Genomic DNA, 16,111 nt, shown 5'->3' with positions numbered 1-16,111 from the left:
GTGCGGCGCCGCACGAGGGTTAGGACAGAGCGGTGAGGGTGGCGTCGTGCAGCGTGCCGTTAGTGGCCAAGGCCGAGCCGCCGTGGGGGCCGTCTTCGCCGCGGACGTTAGTGAAGCGGCCGCCTGCTTCGGTGACGAGGAGGGCAGGGGCTGCCAAATCCCAGAGGGAAACCTCAGGCTCTGCGGCGATGTCGACCGCACCTTCGGCTACCAGGCAGTAGTTCCAAAAGTCGCCGTAACCGCGCAGGCGCCAGACCTTGTCGGTCAGGGATACGAAGGTGTCGCGATTAAGGCCCCAGCCGGCCAGGGAGCTCATAGCCAAAGAAGCGTCCTCTAGGTTCGAGACTTCGGAGACGCGAAGGCGCTTCGGCTCGCCGCCGAAAACGCGGTAGGCGCCACCGCCCTTGGCGGCGTACCAGCGACGGCGCAAGGCAGGGGCGGAGATGACGGAGACGACGGGTTTGCCGTCTTCGAGGAGAGCGATAAGCGTGGCCCAGACGGGGACGCCACGAACGAAGTTCTTCGTGCCGTCGATGGGATCGATGACCCACTGGCGGCCCTCATAGCAGGCTTCGCCGCCGAACTCTTCGCCCAAAACTTCATCACGCGGGCGGGAACGCTTGAGTGCTTCACGGATGGCCTTTTCGCAGGCTAAGTCCGCATCCGAGACCGGAGTCATGTCTGGCTTTTCCTTTACGGAAAGGTCGGCAGCCTCAAAGCGGTGCATGGTGACAGCATCCGCGTGGCCCGCCATTTCCAAGGCCAGACCGAGGTCTTCTTTGTACTTACCCACGGAGCCATTCCTCCATCTGATCGACTACCTGTTTATTACCCGCGATACACCATTCCACACCGCCGGCTTCAACCTTGCGCGCCGCGCCGCCGGCCGCGATGACCAGCGCCTGGCCTGGATACCAATCCCAGTCCTTCACAGAATGCTGCATCCATGCGCCCCACGTGCCATCGGCCACGGAGGAAAGATCCACAGACCCAGCGCCGAGCATGCGCACGGTGGCGAAATGCGGGGCAACCTTTTCCCACGCCGCCGAAATCTTGGGATTGGTGATGCAGGAAGGGTGGAGGTAGGTCGACAAGCACAGGTTTTCCGCGGGGGTATCGGTCAGCGGGGTGACCTCCTTGCTGTCCAAGGTAGTGGGGAAGTCACGGCCACCGAACCAGGTGTAGCCCATGGCCGGGCGGTGGACGGCGCCGAGGATGACCCCGTTGGCGTCGATAAGCGCAAGTGCGGAGCACCAATAGTCGAAACCGGAGGCAAAGTTGAAGGTGCCGTCGACGGGATCGATGACCCAGGTGCGGCCGGACTTTGACGCGCGGTTGGCGCCTTCTTCGCCCACGATGCCGTCCTCGCCGCGAAGGGCCTCGAGGACGCCTGCGACGAAGCGCTCGGCGGCAAAGTCGGCGTCAGTGACGACGTCCGCGCGGTCGGTCTTTTGAGACACGTCTACGCCCTGCTCACGCAGGCGCCAGGCCAGGCGGCCGGCGTTGTACACAAGCGCCTGGGCAAGGTGGGCGTCGGAATCGTCCGCATGGGCGACGATGAAGGTCTTGATGATGGCATCGATCATCTCGGTGAGGCTTGGCTGGTCACTCATGCCGCCTATTGTCGCGCTAAATGCGGCCGATGGCTAATCAGGGAGTGAGAATAAGTAAAGTAGGGGGCTATGCGTCCGGAACAAACAGCACGACTTGAGGAACTCAGCGCCACCTTGACCTCGATTGAGAAGGTCATGGACCCGGGGGCGGTGTCCGAGCGCGTGCGCGAGCTCGAGGCCCAGGCGGGGGACCCGTCGCTGTGGGACGACCCCGACCATGCACAGAAGGTGACCTCAGCCCTTTCGGCGGAACAGGCGAAGTTGCGCAAGCTGACCTCCCTACGGGGGAGGATTGAGGATCTGCCCGTCATGGCTGAGCTGGCGGAGGAAGAAGGCGATGAGGCCTCCCAGGAGTTGGTGGACACCGAGTTGAAGGAGCTGGGAGCCGCCATCGAATCTCTTGAGATCACCACTATGCTCTCCGGCGAGTATGACGAGCGCGAGGCTGTTATCAACATTCGCTCCGGCGCGGGTGGCGTGGATGCTGCGGACTGGGCGGAGATGCTCATGCGCATGTACACCCGCTGGGCGGAGAAGAATGGCCACAAGGTGGATGTCTACGACATTTCCTATGCCGAAGAGGCCGGTATCAAGTCTGCCACCTTCGTTGTCCACGGTGAATATATGTACGGTCAGCTCTCAGTTGAGCAGGGCGCGCACCGACTCGTGCGCATCTCGCCTTTTGATAACCAGGGGCGCCGCCAGACCTCCTTTGCCGAGGTGGAGGTGCTTCCGGTGGTCGAGCAGACGGACTCCATCGAGGTGCCGGATTCGGAGGTGCGCGTGGATGTGTATCGCTCGTCGGGCCCCGGTGGACAGTCGGTCAACACGACGGACTCGGCGGTGCGTCTGACGCACATCCCGACCGGCATCGTGGTGACCTGCCAGAACGAGAAGTCCCAGATTCAGAACAAGGCCTCTGCCATGCGCGTGCTGCAGGCCAAGTTGCTGGAGCGCAAGCGCCAGGAGGAGCGCGCGGAGCTGGACGCGTTGGGCGCGGGCGGCAATGCGTCCTGGGGTAACCAGATGCGCTCCTATGTTCTGCATCCGTATCAGATGGTCAAGGATCTGCGGACGAATTATGAGGTCGGGGACCCGTCCAAGGTGCTGGATGGCGATATTGACGGCTTCTTGGAGGCGGGTATTCGGTGGCGTATGGAGGACAACGAAGCCTAGGTTTCAGTGACAATTGTTGCTACTGTTGCTTAAGTGATCACTTTTGAGAATGTGTCCAAGGTCTATCCGACCTCCACTAGGCCCGCGTTGGACAACGTGTCTTTTGACATAGACGACGGCGAATTTGTCTTCCTCATCGGTCCCTCGGGCTCCGGAAAGTCCACCTTTCTGCAGCTCATGGTGCGCGAGACAAATGTGAGCTCCGGTGATATTCACTTTGGGGACTTCCACGTCAACGCGCTGAAGGGCCGCCAGATTAACCAACTGCGCCAGTCCATTGGCTATGTCTTTCAAGATTTCCGCCTGCTGCCCAAGCTCAATGTCTACGACAACGTAGCGTTTGCTCTGCAGGTCATCGGCAAGAAGAAATCGCGCATTGCGAAGCAGGTTCCGGAGGTCCTCGACATGGTGGGCCTCGGCGCCAAGCAGCACCGCATGCCGCACGAGCTTTCTGGCGGCGAACAGCAGCGCGTGGCCGTTGCGCGTGCCTTTGTGAACCGTCCCAAGCTGCTGCTTGCCGACGAACCCACGGGCAACCTCGATCCCGCCACTGCTGCGGAAATCATGGCCTTGCTGACCAAGATCAACCGCCGCGGAACCACCGTGGTGATGTCGACGCACAATGCGCGCGCGGTCAACGACGCCCGCCAGCGCGTCATCGAGCTGCACAACGGCACGCTCGTGCGCGATGAGAAGAACGCGATGTACGGGGAGGCGCTCTAGATGAACTTAGGCTTTGTTTTTCGGGAGGCCTTTAAGGGGCTCGGCCGCAACATCACCATGACCATCGCCATGGTGATTACTACGGCAATTTCGGTGGCGCTGGTGGTTGCCGGCGTGCTCGTGGCCCAGATGACCAAGGACACCAAGGATATCTACCTTGAGCAGGTGGAGGTCATGGTGCAGCTCAACGAGGACATCTCCGCTAACGACCCAGAGTGCAAGGACGCTGCCTGCGCTGGCCTGAAGAAGAAGCTGGAGGCAGACGATGAGATTGAATCCGTCAGCTATCGCAGCCAGAAGGAATCCTATGACCGCTTCGTTGAGCTGTTCAAGGAAACTGACCCAGTCATGGTGGAGGAAACATCACCGGACGCGCTGCCCGCAGCCTTCCATGTGCGGCTGAAGGACCCGACGGACACCGCGCCTATCGACGCCATCGCGGATGACCCCGCCGTTACCGACGTCATCGACCAACAGGAAGATGTGCGCAGCGCCGCCGGCAACCTGGATGCGATCCGCAACGCCACCTTCATCGTGGCCGGAGTGGTAGCGCTGGCCGCCATCATGCTCATCGCCAACATGGTGCAGATTGCCGCCTTCCAGCGCCAGCGCGAGACCGCCATCATGCGCATGGTAGGTGCATCGCGCTGGATTACACACGCGCCGTTCATCGTTGAGGCCATCCTAGGTGCGATTGGCGGCGTTATCCTCGCCGGGGCGGGCATCGTCTTGGGCAAGAACCTGGTCATCGACCCGGCACTCAAGGACCTCTACCAGAAGCAACTCTTGGCCCCCGTGACCTCGTCCGATGTGTGGACGGTGCTGCCTATCGTTGGCATTGTGGCGCTGGTTCTGGCTGCGCTCACAGCGCAGGTCACTATGCGCGCCTACGTGCGGACCTAAGCCCGCATCCGCGATGTGGTTTTTGCCTGGCTGTGGCGTAATATAGTCCGAACTATGGCGAAGAAGGCAAAGAAGAAAAAAGGGGCAGTGGCCGATAACAACTCGACACTGGCCACCAACCGACGTGCCCGCCACGACTACACCATCCTTGACACCCTGGAATGCGGCATGGTGCTCGTGGGCACCGAAATCAAGTCGATGCGCGAAGGCAAGATTTCCCTGGCGGATGCCTTCGCCACTATCGACGACGGCGAGGTCTACATCCGCAACCTCCACATCCCGGAGTATTCCCAAGGTTCGTGGACGAATCACTCGCCCAAGCGCACCCGCAAACTGCTGCTGCACCGCCGTGAGATTGACAAGCTCATGGGCCAAGTGCGCGATGGCAACAAGACGCTTATCCCCCTCAAGGTCTATCTCAAGAACGGCCGCGCCAAGTGCGAGCTGGGGCTGGCTAAGGGTAAGCAGGATTACGACAAGCGCGAAGCCATTAAACGCCGCGACCAAGACCGCGATATTACCCGTGAGCTGGGGCGCCGCGTGAAGGGCATTAACGCCTAATCTGTGAACGTCTAGCCTGGGTGCCATGATTTATACGGCCAAGGTTCATGACGTTATTCACGGTGACGAGGAGCTGCGTGGGGAAGCGGTGCTCGTCGATAAGCTCTGGCCCCGCGGCGTGGCCAAAGAGCGCCTCGATTACGACCACTGGTTCAAGCACGTGGCTCCCAGCGTGGAACTACGAAAGTGGTGGGGACACGATGCTGACAGCTTTGAGGAGTTCGCGCAGCGCTACCGTGCGGAGCTCGATGACAACGACAATGAGGAGCTGAAGCAGTTGCGCCAGTTTGCCGCGGCTGGCGACGTCACCCTCCTCTTCGCCGCCAAAGACCGCGAGGTGAACCACGCCGTCGTGCTGAAGGCGTGGCTCGACGAGGACTAAACGAAAAGTCCCCAGATGGCGGCGCCCACGGCGATGAGGCCTGTGATGACAACGAACACGTTGCTCGGGCGGCCACGGAACTGCTTGAGAGCGTCAATACGGTTGATGGCGTACATCGGCAGCAGGTAGAGAATCGAGGCGATGAAGGGGCCGCCGATGGCCTCGATAAGGCTGAGAATCGACGGATCAATGATGGCAACGACCCAGGCGGAGACAAAGATGATGCCATGCATGATGGAGGTCAACTGCTTCTCCGTCAGCTTCTGGGTGGCTCGCGGCGCCGCGGTGCGCAGGAGGTAGTTACCGCCTTCGGTAGCGCCCAGCACGTGGCCGAAGTAGGAGGAGATGATGGCCACCATCGCGACGATGGGGGAGATGAAAGCCAAGACCGGCACACCGGTGACGTTAGCCAGGTAAGACAGCACCGGCAGGTTCTGCTCGCGGGCCTCAGCCAGACCATCCGCTCCCAGAGTGAGCGTGCAGGACCACACGAAGAACATGGTGAACACGGTGAGCAAAATCGCTGTGAGCGCTAGTGCGCGCGAGGCATTCTCGGAGCTCTTTTCGCGCCCGTGTGCAGCGACCATCGCGAGGGAGAACTGCGAAATTGCCGGCGAATGGTTAAAGGAAAACACCAGCACCGGAATGATGAGCGCCACCGCGCCGACGACGCGCCAATCATTGTTGCCCACCTCCATGAAGGAGGCAATATCCCAGCGTGGGATGAGATAAATGGACAGCGCGCCGAGGCAGAAAATCAGTGGGTAAACCAAGAACTGCGTAACGGTCAGCACGATGCGCTGGCCAAAGGCGAAGACAATGGTCATCACACCCACCAGCAGGAAGGACAGCAGTGGACGTGAAATGGTGGGACCATGCAGCTGGTTGACGATGAAGCTGTTGACCGTATTTGTAATGGACACGCCATAAATCAGCACGATGGGGAAAATCGCGCAAAAGTACACCACCGAAATGATAAGACCTGCGGTCTTGCCAAAGTAGTCCGTAACCACGGCGGTGATGTCCTCACCCTGGCGGGGCGACACACAAATCATGCGCGCGAGCCCGCGGTGGGAGAAGTACGTCATCGGGCCAATGAGAATGGTGGCCACCAGCAGTGGCCAGAAGCCGAAGCTGCCGGCATTGATGGGAAGGAACAAGATGCCGGCACCCACGGCGGTGCCAAAGAGCGAAATTGCCCATTCAGTGTTGCTGGCTTGTTTCTGGTCGGTGTGTACGGAGGCAGAGTTCTCGGTCGTTGAGCTCACTTCGCTACCTTCAACTATTTTGACGGATGTGACTCACACACCTTAGCAACGTTGAATTTATTTCAGGTCACAAGGCGGGGTTGCATAGGGACTGTGGGGTGGATTGCTTGCGGGAATAGGTCTGAATGCACTAGCGTTGTACGAACCGTAGAGGAAGCGCGAGCTTTCTTTACAGCGCTTTTCACAGCAATGTTTTCGCACAGTTGCGGACAAGGGGTCGACTTGGTTTCGACTTCGTACATTGAGCCAGGGGAAGCGTGCCGGTGCAGGCTAGAGACCACCGTTAAGCGTCGTAGCAACCAATAAACGCAGAGAAGAACTCTCAGCGTGACTACGCCCTCGCTGCCTAATTCCAGCGACGCGTGTCTGTCAGCCTAGGTTTTGTTCCTGACCTAGATCCTGGCATCGACTAGGGAACTTGCCTGACCGGATTGTTGTTCGGCCGGTTGGGGACTTTTAGAGCAACTGGGCCCATCATCCGGAGCGTGTTTGCCCGAGCCGGAGGGCCGAGTAGAGATCCTGTGCAGACTGCGCACGGAGAAGCCCTGGCAAGATGACGAAGGACCCGGGTTCAATTCCCGGCGGCTCCACCGAAAAACCCCAGCTAGATAGCATTCTAGCTGGGGTTTCTTCTCGTTTATGTCACGTGGTGAAGTAGGCCCGCTTTAGTTCAGCTCTTCTCGGCACTGTTCCTTGGTCTTGCCGGAGTCGAGGCAGTTTGCCCAGTCAATTTGCCCCTGTACCCATGGGCTAGGCTTGCGCGGCTGTTGCTGTTCTGGCGTGGGCGGAACGCCTGCGTTTGCTTCGTCTTCGAGGGACTGCTCACCACCCATGGTGTCGAAACACCATTGGGAATAGGAGACGGTGCCGTCAGACCAGCGTGCTGACCCTGGGGTGCCCTCGAGGCATTCCACAACGACGGGTTCTGCGGGGGCCTGCTCGACCGCGGGAGCCTCAGCTACTGGATTATCAGCTTGTGGGGAAGCCATGGTGGGATCGGGTTCTTTGGCTTCTGGCTTCGTGGTCTCGGGCTTTGCTTCTTCTGTCTCGCTCGTGGGTGGCATGCTCGAGCTGGATTCGGACGTCTCAGGTGAAGATGACGCCGCGCTGCTCGGTGGGGTCGGAGCAGGCTCGGTGTTGGAGCTGCACCCAGCTACGGCGATGGCAAGTGTGGTAAGCGCGATGGTGAGCTTCTTCATGCTGATGTCCTTTCGGGAGGAAACTGCTAAATCTCAAGGTCTGGTGAGTGTCGTCGGAATTGTGTGCGGCAGTGGTTATGCCAGTCAGGTTAGCCATCATCGCCGAAGCAACTGTTCCTCACGGGGAATGGTCATCGTCGGACATAGTATTGCTGTATGACTTTTGAGCCACAACGCGTCACTGTTGTCTTGTTCGAGGGCTTTGAGCTTCTCGACGTCTTCGGGCCCGTCCAACTGCTTCAAGCTGTCCCTGACGTCATCGTGGATTTCGCCGGGCCCACGGGCGAGCCAGTTGCTAGCTCTCAAGGTGTGGAAGTGGTGCCGACAATTTCTTATGAGCAGATTGAGCAGGCTGACATCATTCTTGTCCCAGGCGGCAAAGGAACCCGGCAGCTCGTAACGAACAAATCTTTTCTGGCGTGGCTTCGTGGCGTGGGCTCGCAAGCGCCTGTGGTTGCCGCCGTGTGCACGGGTTCTGCGGTCCTAGCGGCGGCGGGGCTCTTGGAGGGCTATGCCGCAACGAGCAACAAACGCGCGTTTGCGTGGGCGAGCTCCTTTGGGGAGGCTGTGGCTTGGCAGCCGGAAGCACGGTGGGTACACGACCGAAATCGATGGACTTCCGCAGGTGTTGCGGCTGGGATGGATATGATGGTCGCGCTCATTGCGCATCTCAGATCTGAAGAAGTGGCGCTGGCTGCTGCCAACCTTGCAGAGTATGAGCCGCACCGCGACAGCGAGTGGGATCCTTACGCTCGGCTTTATGGGCTGGCGTCGTCGAGCGGCGACGATGCTGAGTGAGGGGGGCGTCGTGGCTTTCGGGCAGATTCTGTGACGCTCACGGTAGATAAGGGGCTAAAACCGGCGATTTTCTTGCCGCTATCTACCGTGACCGTAGCGGGGGGAGAGAAGGCTTGTAATGGGGTAGGGGCCGGGAAGAAAGCGGAGTAGGGCTAGCTAGATAAAAATGTGACGTGGGTCCGAAATATTTGTTACTTGAGTTACATTTCCGTGGTAGCCTTTTCCCAACAGTGTGACGTGGAGCACTGGGACTGACCCCTACGACAGGAGTACCCATGAACAGCCCGACCAACGCAGCGCCACAAGGCGGCGCTGGTACCGCGGAGAAGCCCAAGGCGAATTCCGTCAAGGCAGAGCAGAACAAGAGCCCACAGCCTAGCGGGGGAATGCTGGACAAGTTCCTCAACGGTGTGGAATACATCGGCAACAAACTGCCGGAGCCCTTCACCATCTTCTTAATCCTCTTCCTGATTACGGGCGTGCTGTCTACCATCATGGCGAAAATGGGCGTGGAGATTAAGATTCCAGGCTCAGATGAAATCCAACCGGTTAAGGGCCTATTCACCGGTGAGGGGCTGACGTGGTTCACCACGACGATGGGTGAGAATTACATCAACTTCCCGCCGCTGGTCACGGTGCTGCCTATCATGTTGGCCGTGGGTGTGGCGGAGCGCTCCGGAATGCTCTCTGCTCTTATCCGCAAGCTGTTCGGTTCGGCGAAGCCGTGGTTGCTGCCATACGCCGTGGGTGTTATTGGCGTGACGGCGTCTGTCATGGCGGATGCAGCCTTCGTTATCGTCCCACCGCTGGCTGCCATGGTCTTTAAGGCTGCTGGCCGCCACCCCGTTGCCGGCCTTATTGGTGGTTTCGCCGCTGTGGGCGCAGGTTATTCGACGGCACTGGTGCCCACCTCGCTGGATGCCCTGTTTGCAGGAATTACGACAGCGGTCATGGACACGTTGCCGAACACGGAGTTCGCTCCCGTCAACGCGATGTCGAACTACTACTTCAACGTGGCCTCTTCCATCGTGCTCGGTGTGCTTGCCGGATTCATCATCGACAAGGTGATCGAGCCGCGTATGTGGCAGCAGGAGGTTCCTACCGAGGAGGACATCGACCCAGAGGACGCCGCTGAGCGTGGTGATCGTGACGAGAACGGTGAAGAGCTGACCGCCGAGCTGCGCCCAGAGGAGAACAAGGGTCTTATCTGGTCCGGTGTAGCCACAGTTATTCTCACCGCCGTCATCCTCTTCGCGGTCCTTCTGCCAGAATCCCCCTGGCGTAACGAGGAGGGCAGCTTCTTGCCCAAATCGCCGCTGCTGAACTCCATCGTTTTCATTGTCTTTGCCTACTTCTTGGTGCTCGGTGTGGTCTACGGCCGGGTTGTCGGCACAGTCAAGGGGATCAATGACGTCGTCAATATGATGATCGGCGCACTCAAGGACATGATGAGCTTCCTTATTCTGGCGTTCATCTTGGGCCAGTTTGTGGCGCTGTTTGCTTGGACCGGCATCGGTACCTTCACCGCGGTCAAAGGTGCGGCCTTCCTTGAATCCATCGGCCTTACCGGCTTCCCGGCCATCTTCGCCTTCATCGCGCTGGCCTCCTGCCTTAACCTGCTGATCATTTCCGGTTCCTCCATGTGGACGCTCATGGCAGCGGTCTTCGTGCCCATGTTTGCGCTGCTCGGTTACGAGCCGGCTTTCATCCAAGGCGCGTTCCGCGTGGGTGACTCGGCAACCCAGATCATTACCCCGCTCAATCCGTACATGATTGTCATGCTGGGATTCCTCCAGCGTTATGAACGTGAGGCAGGTCTAGGAACACTCATGTCCCGCCTCGTGCCATTCGTTATTCCATTCTTCACCGCTTGGGCCATCTTGCTGGCTGTCTGGTTCTATGCCGATCTTCCACTAGGCCCCGGTAATGCGGTCATGATTGGGTAGACGTATGACTCAACCCAACACTCCCTCGACGGCATATCTGGAAGCGATGGAGGGGGACGTCGCCAAGCGCGTGGCGGCCGCCACCCCGCCCAAACATACGGAGGAGGATTACCCCGGCCAGAAGAAGGCGTGGGACAGCGCTGCGGCGCAGGCGGAAGGGCTGCGGGAAACCGCCGCGCACATCGTGGCAGACCTGCATGCCCACCCCGAGACCGCCTTCGAGGAGCATCGTTCCATGGCGGTGCTCGCAGACATCGTGGAAAAACACGGCTTCTCCACGCGTCGCGGGGCCTATGGGGTGGATACTGCCTTCGAAGCCTCGTGGCAGAGCGAGGACTTCGACCCGAAGCGTCACCCCACCGTGGCCATCTTGGCGGAGTATGACGCACTGCCGCAGATTGGTCACGCTTGCGGTCACAACATCATCGCCGCGGCGGGTGTGACGGGATTCCTCGCGGCGACCGCTGCGCTTGTCGACGTCCCCCTGCCTGGCCGCATCCTCCTGCAAGGAACCCCAGCGGAGGAGGGGCATTCGGGCAAAGAGTATATGATTCGCGGTGGCAGCCTGGACGGCGTGGATGCTGCGGTCATGATTCACGGATTTGGCTATGACATCGGGGCGCATGCGTGGGTTGGCCGGCGTATCCTGCGTGTGACCTACCGCGGTGTGGCAGCCCATGCAAGCTCGCAGCCCTTTATGGGGCGCAATGCCCTCGACGCGGCGAGCTTGGCCTATCAAGGCATTGGGCTTATGCGCCAACAGATGCCGCCGTCAGACCGCGTTCACGCCACCATGGCTGGTGGTGACAGGCCGTCCATCATTCCGAAGAGCGCGGATATGCACATTTACGTGCGCTCTTTAGGTACGCGCACGCTGATGGACCTCTCCGGACGCGTCGAGGACATTGTGCGGGGCGCGGCCCTAATGGCGGGCGTTGAGGTAGACCTCGAGTGGGATGAGCACCCGATGACACTGCCGGTGCGCAATAATGCTGCGCTCGTCGAGCGATGGGCGGCTACGCAAGCGCGCCGGGGGCGCACGGCGTTGCCGGCTGGGACGGTGCCGGACACCGTGGCGGCGTCGACAGATTTTGGCAATGTCTCGAATCTGGTGCCGGGCCTGCACCCTATGGTGAAAGTCTCACCGTCGGACGTGGCCTTGCATACCGAGGACTTCGCGCGGTGGGCGGCCACGCCCCAAGCCGTCGACGCTGCAGTGGATTCGGCGGCTGGCTTGGCGCAGGTCACGCTGGATTTCTTAGCGGACCCGGAATTTCGGCGCGCTGCCCGCGAGGACTTCGATAAGCAGGGCCCAGTCGCCGTGGATACCCTTCTGGCGGGAGGTGCAGGTACCCCCGCGAGGAATTAGGAAACAATAGTGTGCTTGAAAGGTAACCCTTACATAGGTTAGGTTAGGCGGCGATGTTATCTACCGACTGTGGTTAGCCACACCTAATACGCAAGGAAACTATGTTCACGATTTCCCGCCGCGCCTTCGGCACGACTACCACCAAGATTGCTGCGACTGTTTCTATTGCAGCACTGGCGTTGACCGGATGCTCCTCCAATTCTGCCGAGGAGACCACTGAGGCAGCGGGTTCCGCGGCAGCAGACGCCTCCACCATCACTCTGGAGGATAACTTCGGGGAAAAGACCGTTACCACCCCGGTGGAGAACCCGGCGGTGACGGATAACCGTGCCTTTGCAGTGTTGGCCCAGTGGGATATTGACCTCGCTGCAGCACCGCTTCCGCTGGTGCCGAAGTCCCTGCGTGATACCTACAACAAGGACACCGTCGAGGTGGATCTCGGCTCGCACAAGGAGCCAGACCTCGAGGGCCTCGTGGCGGCCGAGCCGGATGTGGTGTGGAACGGCCAGCGCTTCGAGCAGCACCAGGAAGACATGGAGAAGCTGCTCGAGGACGTTTCTGTTCTTGACTTCGAGCCGCGCGACGGCGAGGATTTCTTCGAGGAACTCAAGCGCCACACCGAAGCACTGGGCCAAGTCTTTGGGCACGAAGAAGACGCCGAAAAGCTCATCGCAGACTTCGATGATGCTGCTCAGCGCGCCAAGGAGGCCTATGACCCGGAGCAGAAGGTCATGGCCGTCAACACTTCTGGTGGCGAGATTGGCTACATCGCGCCGCAGGTTGGCCGCACCTTTGGGCCGGTTTTCGACCTGCTTGGTCTGACCCCGGCACTGGAGGTGGACAACGCTTCTGATGATCACGAGGGCGACGACATCTCCGTCGAGGCTATTGCACAGTCGAATCCGGATTGGATACTGGTCATGGACCGCGACTCTGCCATTTCTAAGGAAGGCGAGCAGGTCACCCCGGGCGAGAAACTGGTCAAGGACAACGCGGCGCTCAAGAACGTCACCGCGGTCAAGGACGGAAATGTCTACGTCGCGCCGCAGGACACCTACATTGATGAATCCATCATTACCTACACCGAGATTCTCAACGCGCTTGCCGACGCCTTCGCAAAGGCCAACGCCTAAAACTTAAAGGAGCAGTGTGAAGACCGTGACGGTGCGGATGGGCACACAAGATGATCGTGGGCGCATGCCCACGCGCAGCTCTCGTGGACCCGTTGTGACATGGACGCTGGGCCTCGGTGTGCTCGGCGTAGTTGCCCTCCTCACCCTGTCCCTCATGGTGGGGGAGTACAGCATCCTCGATAATGAGGACGGCTGGACCATGTTCTTCACTACGCGCGTGCCGCGCACGATTGCGCTCGTCTTGGCCGGTGCGGCCATGGCGATGAGCGGTTTGGTGATGCAGCTGCTGACCCAGAACCGCTTCGTGGAACCCACGACCACGGGGACCACCGAGTGGGCCGGCTTGGGCCTGCTCTTTTCCCTCATTCTTTTCCCGCATGCATCGGTACTGGTGAAGATGATCATCTCCGTGGCCTTCGCGTTTGCGGGGACCATGGTTTTCTTCGCTTTCCTTCGCCGAGTAGCACTGCGCTCCTCGCTCATCGTGCCCATCATCGGAATCATGCTCGGTGCCGTTGTGTCCGCAGTGTCCTCCTACGTGGCGTTGCGCACTGACACGTTGCAGCAGCTCGGCATCTGGTTCATGGGGTCCTTTACCTCGGTCTATGAGGGACAATATGAGGTTTTGTGGGTAGTTCTGCTTGTGCTTGTTGCCGTGTACCTTTACGCGGACAAACTCACTGTGGCCGGCCTTGGCAAGGATATCGCCACCAACATTGGCTTGAACTACCAACGAATGATTCTTCTGGGCACTGGCCTTATTGCGGTGGCGACTGGCGTGGTCACCGTCGTCGTAGGCGCCCTGCCCTTCCTAGGACTCATCGTCCCGAACATGGTGAGCATGCTGCGTGGCGATGACCTGCGCTCCAACCTGCCGTGGGTGTGCCTGCTGGGTATTGCCACCGTAACGCTTTGTGACATCCTGGGCCGCGTTATTATTGCTCCGTTTGAGATGCCCGTCTCCGTCATCCTTGGCGTCGTCGGCGCCATCGTCTTCGTCGTTCTGATTGTGAAGTCAACCAAGTGAGTGTGCGTATCTCCGTTCCAGCAACGACTATTCAGCTGCAGGTCGATAACTCGCGCCGCAGCGTGGGAAGCTTCCAGTCCGCTGCTGCTGCGCGCAAGTACTGGATAATCCTCGGCGCCCTCATCGCCGCGGGCCTCATCTTTGCTTTCGGCCTGTTGGCCTACGACAATCCGATGGATTTTGGAACCCGGAAGTGGTGGCTCATTGCGCGCCGCCGCGCTGATGCAGTCACCGCCATGGCGATTGTTGCGGTGTGCCAGGCGGTGGCCACCGTGGCCTTCCACACGGTGACCAATAACCGCATCTTGACGCCCTCCATCATGGGCTTTGAGTCCCTCTATGTGGCAATTAATACTGCCACCATCTTCTTTCTCGGCGCTGCTGGGCTGACGCAATCCCGCAACATGGGCATGTTCCTTGTTCAACTCGTGCTCATGGTGGGGCTGTCACTGATTCTGTACTCGTGGCTGCTCACCAGCCGCCGCAACAATATGCATGCGATGTTGCTGGTAGGCATCATCATTGGCGGTGGTTTAGGCTCATTGTCCACTTTCATGCAGCGTATGCTCACGCCGAGTGAGTTCGACGTGCTTACCGCACGCCTTTTCGGCTCAGTCAATAACGCCGAAACCGAGTATTATCCCATCGCTATTCCACTCGTTATTGCGGTCACGGCGTTGATGTTCTTTAACTCGCGCCGTCTCAACGTGCTGGCTCTAGGCCGTGATGCTGCTACCAACTTGGGCGTGAACCACAAGGTCAACGCTATCTATACCTTGATTTTGGTCTCCATCCTCATGGCTACGACCACGGCACTCGTGGGCCCCATGACCTTCCTGGGCTTCCTCGTGGCCACCTTGGCCTACCAGGCGGCGGAGACTTACGATCACCGCTATCTCTTCCCGATGTCCATGGCCACCGCCTTTGCCGTGCTTACCTGTGCCTACTTCCTCATGCAGCACGTCTTCTATGCGCAGGGCGTGGTGTCCATCATCATTGAGCTGGTGGGCGGCAGTGTCTTCCTCTTTGTCATTCTGCGAAAGGGCAAGCTGTGATCAAGCTTTCCAAGGTCTCTAAGGCCTATTCCGGCGAGACCACCATTGGCCCCGTCGATCTGGAAATCCCCACCGGAGGTATCACCGCTCTTATTGGGCCGAACGGCGCGGGCAAGTCCACGATGCTCACTATGATTGGCAGGCTTCTCGACGCCGACGAGGGCACCATCGAGGTCGCCGGCTACGACGTCTCCTCCACAAAGTCCGAGGACTTGGCCAAGATTCTGTCCATCCTGCGCCAGGAGAATCACTTCATCACCAAGTTGACCGTGCGCCAGCTCGTCAGCTTTGGCCGCTTCCCGTATTCCAAGGGCCGCCTGACCGCCGAGGATGAAGACATAGTCTCGCGTTACATTGACTTCTTCCACCTTGGTGAACTGGAAAACCGCTACCTCGATGAACTTTCCGGTGGTCAGCGTCAGCGCGCATACGTGGCGATGGTGTTGTGCCAGGAGACAGACTACGTGCTTCTCGACGAGCCACTCAACAACCTCGACATCGCCCATTCCGTCGAGATGATGAAACATCTACGCAGGGCCGCTAAAGAATTTGGACGCACCATCATCATTGTCCTGCACGATATTAACTTCGCCGCGCGATATGCCGACTACATTTGTGCCGCGAAGGATGGCAACATCGTGGCCTTCGGCGGGCCAGATGAGATTATGCGAGATGACATTCTCACACCGATCTTCGAAACGCCTATCACCGTGATCGATGGTCCGGATGGGCTTTTAGCCTGTTACCACTAGAAAGTCCGAAAACTCATCGCCTGGAGTGCTGTGAAAGATATGCACTAGCCAGGCGATTTGTTGTTTGTTGGGGGTGTGCGTATATTAATTCGAGTCGCCGCGAGGTAGCCGTTTGGTTAACTGGTGGTAGATGTTGGGACAATGTTTGTTCGGCGGGTTTGACTTTGGTTGGGCTTGTTGGGTAATGTTGTTCGAGCCGCTTGCGA

The 16,111-nt window shown here is 59.4% G+C and carries 16 protein-coding genes and 1 other RNA gene; 13 read left to right on the top strand and 4 right to left on the bottom strand.

From position 1 onward, the window contains the following. Positions 1 to 19: 19 nt before the first annotated feature. Positions 20 to 793: a histidinol-phosphatase gene (hisN, locus tag HMPREF2875_RS09660; protein ID WP_070672608.1), complete on the bottom strand. Its 774-nt coding sequence runs from the start codon at positions 791 to 793 to the stop codon at positions 20 to 22. Continuing rightward, on the bottom strand, positions 786 to 1,613 hold the full coding sequence (locus HMPREF2875_RS09655; protein WP_070672605.1) for an inositol monophosphatase family protein: 828 nt from the start codon (positions 1,611 to 1,613) through the stop codon (positions 786 to 788). Before HMPREF2875_RS09655 ends, hisN begins: the two co-directional genes overlap by 8 nt. 69 nt (positions 1,614 to 1,682) lie before the next feature. On the opposite strand from HMPREF2875_RS09655, the gene prfB reads away from it, so the two are divergent. From prfB to HMPREF2875_RS09630, 5 genes are read left to right on the top strand one after another with little or no spacing between them, the layout of a single operon-like run. Beyond that, the gene (prfB, locus tag HMPREF2875_RS09650; protein ID WP_070672602.1) at positions 1,683 to 2,789 is read left to right on the top strand and encodes a peptide chain release factor 2; all 1,107 of its coding nucleotides are present in this window, start codon (positions 1,683 to 1,685) and stop codon (positions 2,787 to 2,789) included. A gap of 33 nt (positions 2,790 to 2,822) precedes the next feature. Continuing rightward, entirely contained in the window at positions 2,823 to 3,512 is a 690-nt protein-coding gene (gene ftsE / locus HMPREF2875_RS09645) for a cell division ATP-binding protein FtsE (RefSeq protein WP_070672598.1), read from the top strand. Continuing rightward, positions 3,513 to 4,415 (top strand): permease-like cell division protein FtsX, encoded by a 903-nt coding sequence (gene ftsX, locus HMPREF2875_RS09640; RefSeq protein WP_070672596.1) that lies wholly within the window; start codon positions 3,513 to 3,515, stop codon positions 4,413 to 4,415. A 54-nt stretch (positions 4,416 to 4,469) separates the two neighbouring features. After that, on the top strand, positions 4,470 to 4,976 hold the full coding sequence (gene smpB, locus HMPREF2875_RS09635; protein ID WP_070672593.1) for an SsrA-binding protein SmpB: 507 nt from the start codon (positions 4,470 to 4,472) through the stop codon (positions 4,974 to 4,976). Between the two features lie 25 nt (positions 4,977 to 5,001). Beyond that, entirely contained in the window at positions 5,002 to 5,358 is a 357-nt protein-coding gene (locus HMPREF2875_RS09630; RefSeq protein WP_070672590.1) for a DUF488 domain-containing protein, read from the top strand. On the opposite strand, the gene HMPREF2875_RS09625 is transcribed toward HMPREF2875_RS09630, so the two are convergent. Continuing rightward, on the bottom strand, positions 5,355 to 6,626 hold the full coding sequence (locus tag HMPREF2875_RS09625) for an SLC5/6 family protein (protein WP_070672588.1): 1,272 nt from the start codon (positions 6,624 to 6,626) through the stop codon (positions 5,355 to 5,357). The genes HMPREF2875_RS09630 and HMPREF2875_RS09625 overlap by 4 nt on opposite strands. A 213-nt stretch (positions 6,627 to 6,839) precedes the next feature. Between HMPREF2875_RS09625 and ssrA the strand changes: the two genes are divergently transcribed. Then, positions 6,840 to 7,219, top strand: a transfer-messenger RNA (tmRNA) gene (gene ssrA / locus HMPREF2875_RS09620). 72 nt (positions 7,220 to 7,291) lie between these two features. On the opposite strand, the gene HMPREF2875_RS09615 is transcribed toward ssrA, so the two are convergent. Further along, a complete protein-coding gene (locus HMPREF2875_RS09615; RefSeq protein WP_070672584.1) occupies positions 7,292 to 7,825 on the bottom strand; it encodes a hypothetical protein in 534 nt (177 codons plus the stop codon). Between the two features lie 156 nt (positions 7,826 to 7,981). Here HMPREF2875_RS09615 and HMPREF2875_RS09610 point away from each other — a divergent pair, with 156 nt between their 5' ends. The 7 genes from HMPREF2875_RS09610 (at position 7,982) to HMPREF2875_RS09580 (ending at position 15,905) form a co-directional block, all read left to right on the top strand. Further along, positions 7,982 to 8,623: a DJ-1/PfpI family protein gene (locus HMPREF2875_RS09610; RefSeq protein WP_070672581.1), complete on the top strand. Its 642-nt coding sequence runs from the start codon at positions 7,982 to 7,984 to the stop codon at positions 8,621 to 8,623. Between the two features lie 275 nt (positions 8,624 to 8,898). Then, positions 8,899 to 10,569 carry an AbgT family transporter gene (locus tag HMPREF2875_RS09605; protein ID WP_070672578.1) on the top strand — a complete coding sequence of 557 codons (1,671 nt, stop codon included), beginning with the start codon at positions 8,899 to 8,901 and terminating at the stop codon, positions 10,567 to 10,569. A gap of 4 nt (positions 10,570 to 10,573) precedes the next feature. Next, positions 10,574 to 11,938: a M20 family metallopeptidase gene (locus HMPREF2875_RS09600; protein WP_070672575.1), complete on the top strand. Its 1,365-nt coding sequence runs from the start codon at positions 10,574 to 10,576 to the stop codon at positions 11,936 to 11,938. Between the two features lie 101 nt (positions 11,939 to 12,039). After that, positions 12,040 to 13,071, top strand: coding sequence for a siderophore ABC transporter substrate-binding protein (locus HMPREF2875_RS09595; RefSeq protein WP_070672572.1), 1,032 nt, complete (start codon positions 12,040 to 12,042; stop codon positions 13,069 to 13,071). Positions 13,072 to 13,135: 64 nt separating this feature from the next. After that, entirely contained in the window at positions 13,136 to 14,098 is a 963-nt protein-coding gene (locus tag HMPREF2875_RS09590; protein WP_070672654.1) for an ABC transporter permease, read from the top strand. After that, positions 14,095 to 15,153 carry an iron chelate uptake ABC transporter family permease subunit gene (locus tag HMPREF2875_RS09585; protein WP_246817082.1) on the top strand — a complete coding sequence of 353 codons (1,059 nt, stop codon included), beginning with the start codon at positions 14,095 to 14,097 and terminating at the stop codon, positions 15,151 to 15,153. Before HMPREF2875_RS09590 ends, HMPREF2875_RS09585 begins: the two co-directional genes overlap by 4 nt. Further along, positions 15,150 to 15,905, top strand: a complete 756-nt coding sequence (locus HMPREF2875_RS09580; RefSeq protein WP_070672568.1) for an iron ABC transporter ATP-binding protein — start codon at positions 15,150 to 15,152, stop codon at positions 15,903 to 15,905. Before HMPREF2875_RS09585 ends, HMPREF2875_RS09580 begins: the two co-directional genes overlap by 4 nt. Positions 15,906 to 16,111 lie beyond the last annotated feature (206 nt).

Origin of the sequence: Corynebacterium sp. HMSC078H07, assembly GCF_001812805.1 — a bacterium.
Lineage (GTDB): Bacteria > Actinomycetota > Actinomycetes > Mycobacteriales > Mycobacteriaceae > Corynebacterium.
Note: the sequence above shows the minus strand (reverse complement) of the source record. Positions and strands in the feature narration are given on the sequence as shown.

What these genes read in the sequence shown, in the direction of transcription:
- HMPREF2875_RS09655 (WP_070672605.1), bottom strand. Translation starts at nt 1,613, where the DNA reads ATGAGTGACCAGCCAAGCCTCACCGAGATGATCGATGCCATCATCAAG.
- prfB (WP_070672602.1), top strand. Translation starts at nt 1,683, where the DNA reads ATGCGTCCGGAACAAACAGCACGACTTGAGGAACTCAGCGCCACCTTG.
- ftsX (WP_070672596.1), top strand. Translation starts at nt 3,513, where the DNA reads ATGAACTTAGGCTTTGTTTTTCGGGAGGCCTTTAAGGGGCTCGGCCGC.
- smpB (WP_070672593.1), top strand. Translation starts at nt 4,470, where the DNA reads ATGGCGAAGAAGGCAAAGAAGAAAAAAGGGGCAGTGGCCGATAACAAC.
- HMPREF2875_RS09630 (WP_070672590.1), top strand. Translation starts at nt 5,002, where the DNA reads ATGATTTATACGGCCAAGGTTCATGACGTTATTCACGGTGACGAGGAG.
- HMPREF2875_RS09615 (WP_070672584.1), bottom strand. Translation starts at nt 7,825, where the DNA reads ATGAAGAAGCTCACCATCGCGCTTACCACACTTGCCATCGCCGTAGCT.
- HMPREF2875_RS09610 (WP_070672581.1), top strand. Translation starts at nt 7,982, where the DNA reads ATGACTTTTGAGCCACAACGCGTCACTGTTGTCTTGTTCGAGGGCTTT.
- HMPREF2875_RS09605 (WP_070672578.1), top strand. Translation starts at nt 8,899, where the DNA reads ATGAACAGCCCGACCAACGCAGCGCCACAAGGCGGCGCTGGTACCGCG.
- HMPREF2875_RS09600 (WP_070672575.1), top strand. Translation starts at nt 10,574, where the DNA reads ATGACTCAACCCAACACTCCCTCGACGGCATATCTGGAAGCGATGGAG.
- HMPREF2875_RS09595 (WP_070672572.1), top strand. Translation starts at nt 12,040, where the DNA reads ATGTTCACGATTTCCCGCCGCGCCTTCGGCACGACTACCACCAAGATT.
- HMPREF2875_RS09590 (WP_070672654.1), top strand. Translation starts at nt 13,136, where the DNA reads ATGCCCACGCGCAGCTCTCGTGGACCCGTTGTGACATGGACGCTGGGC.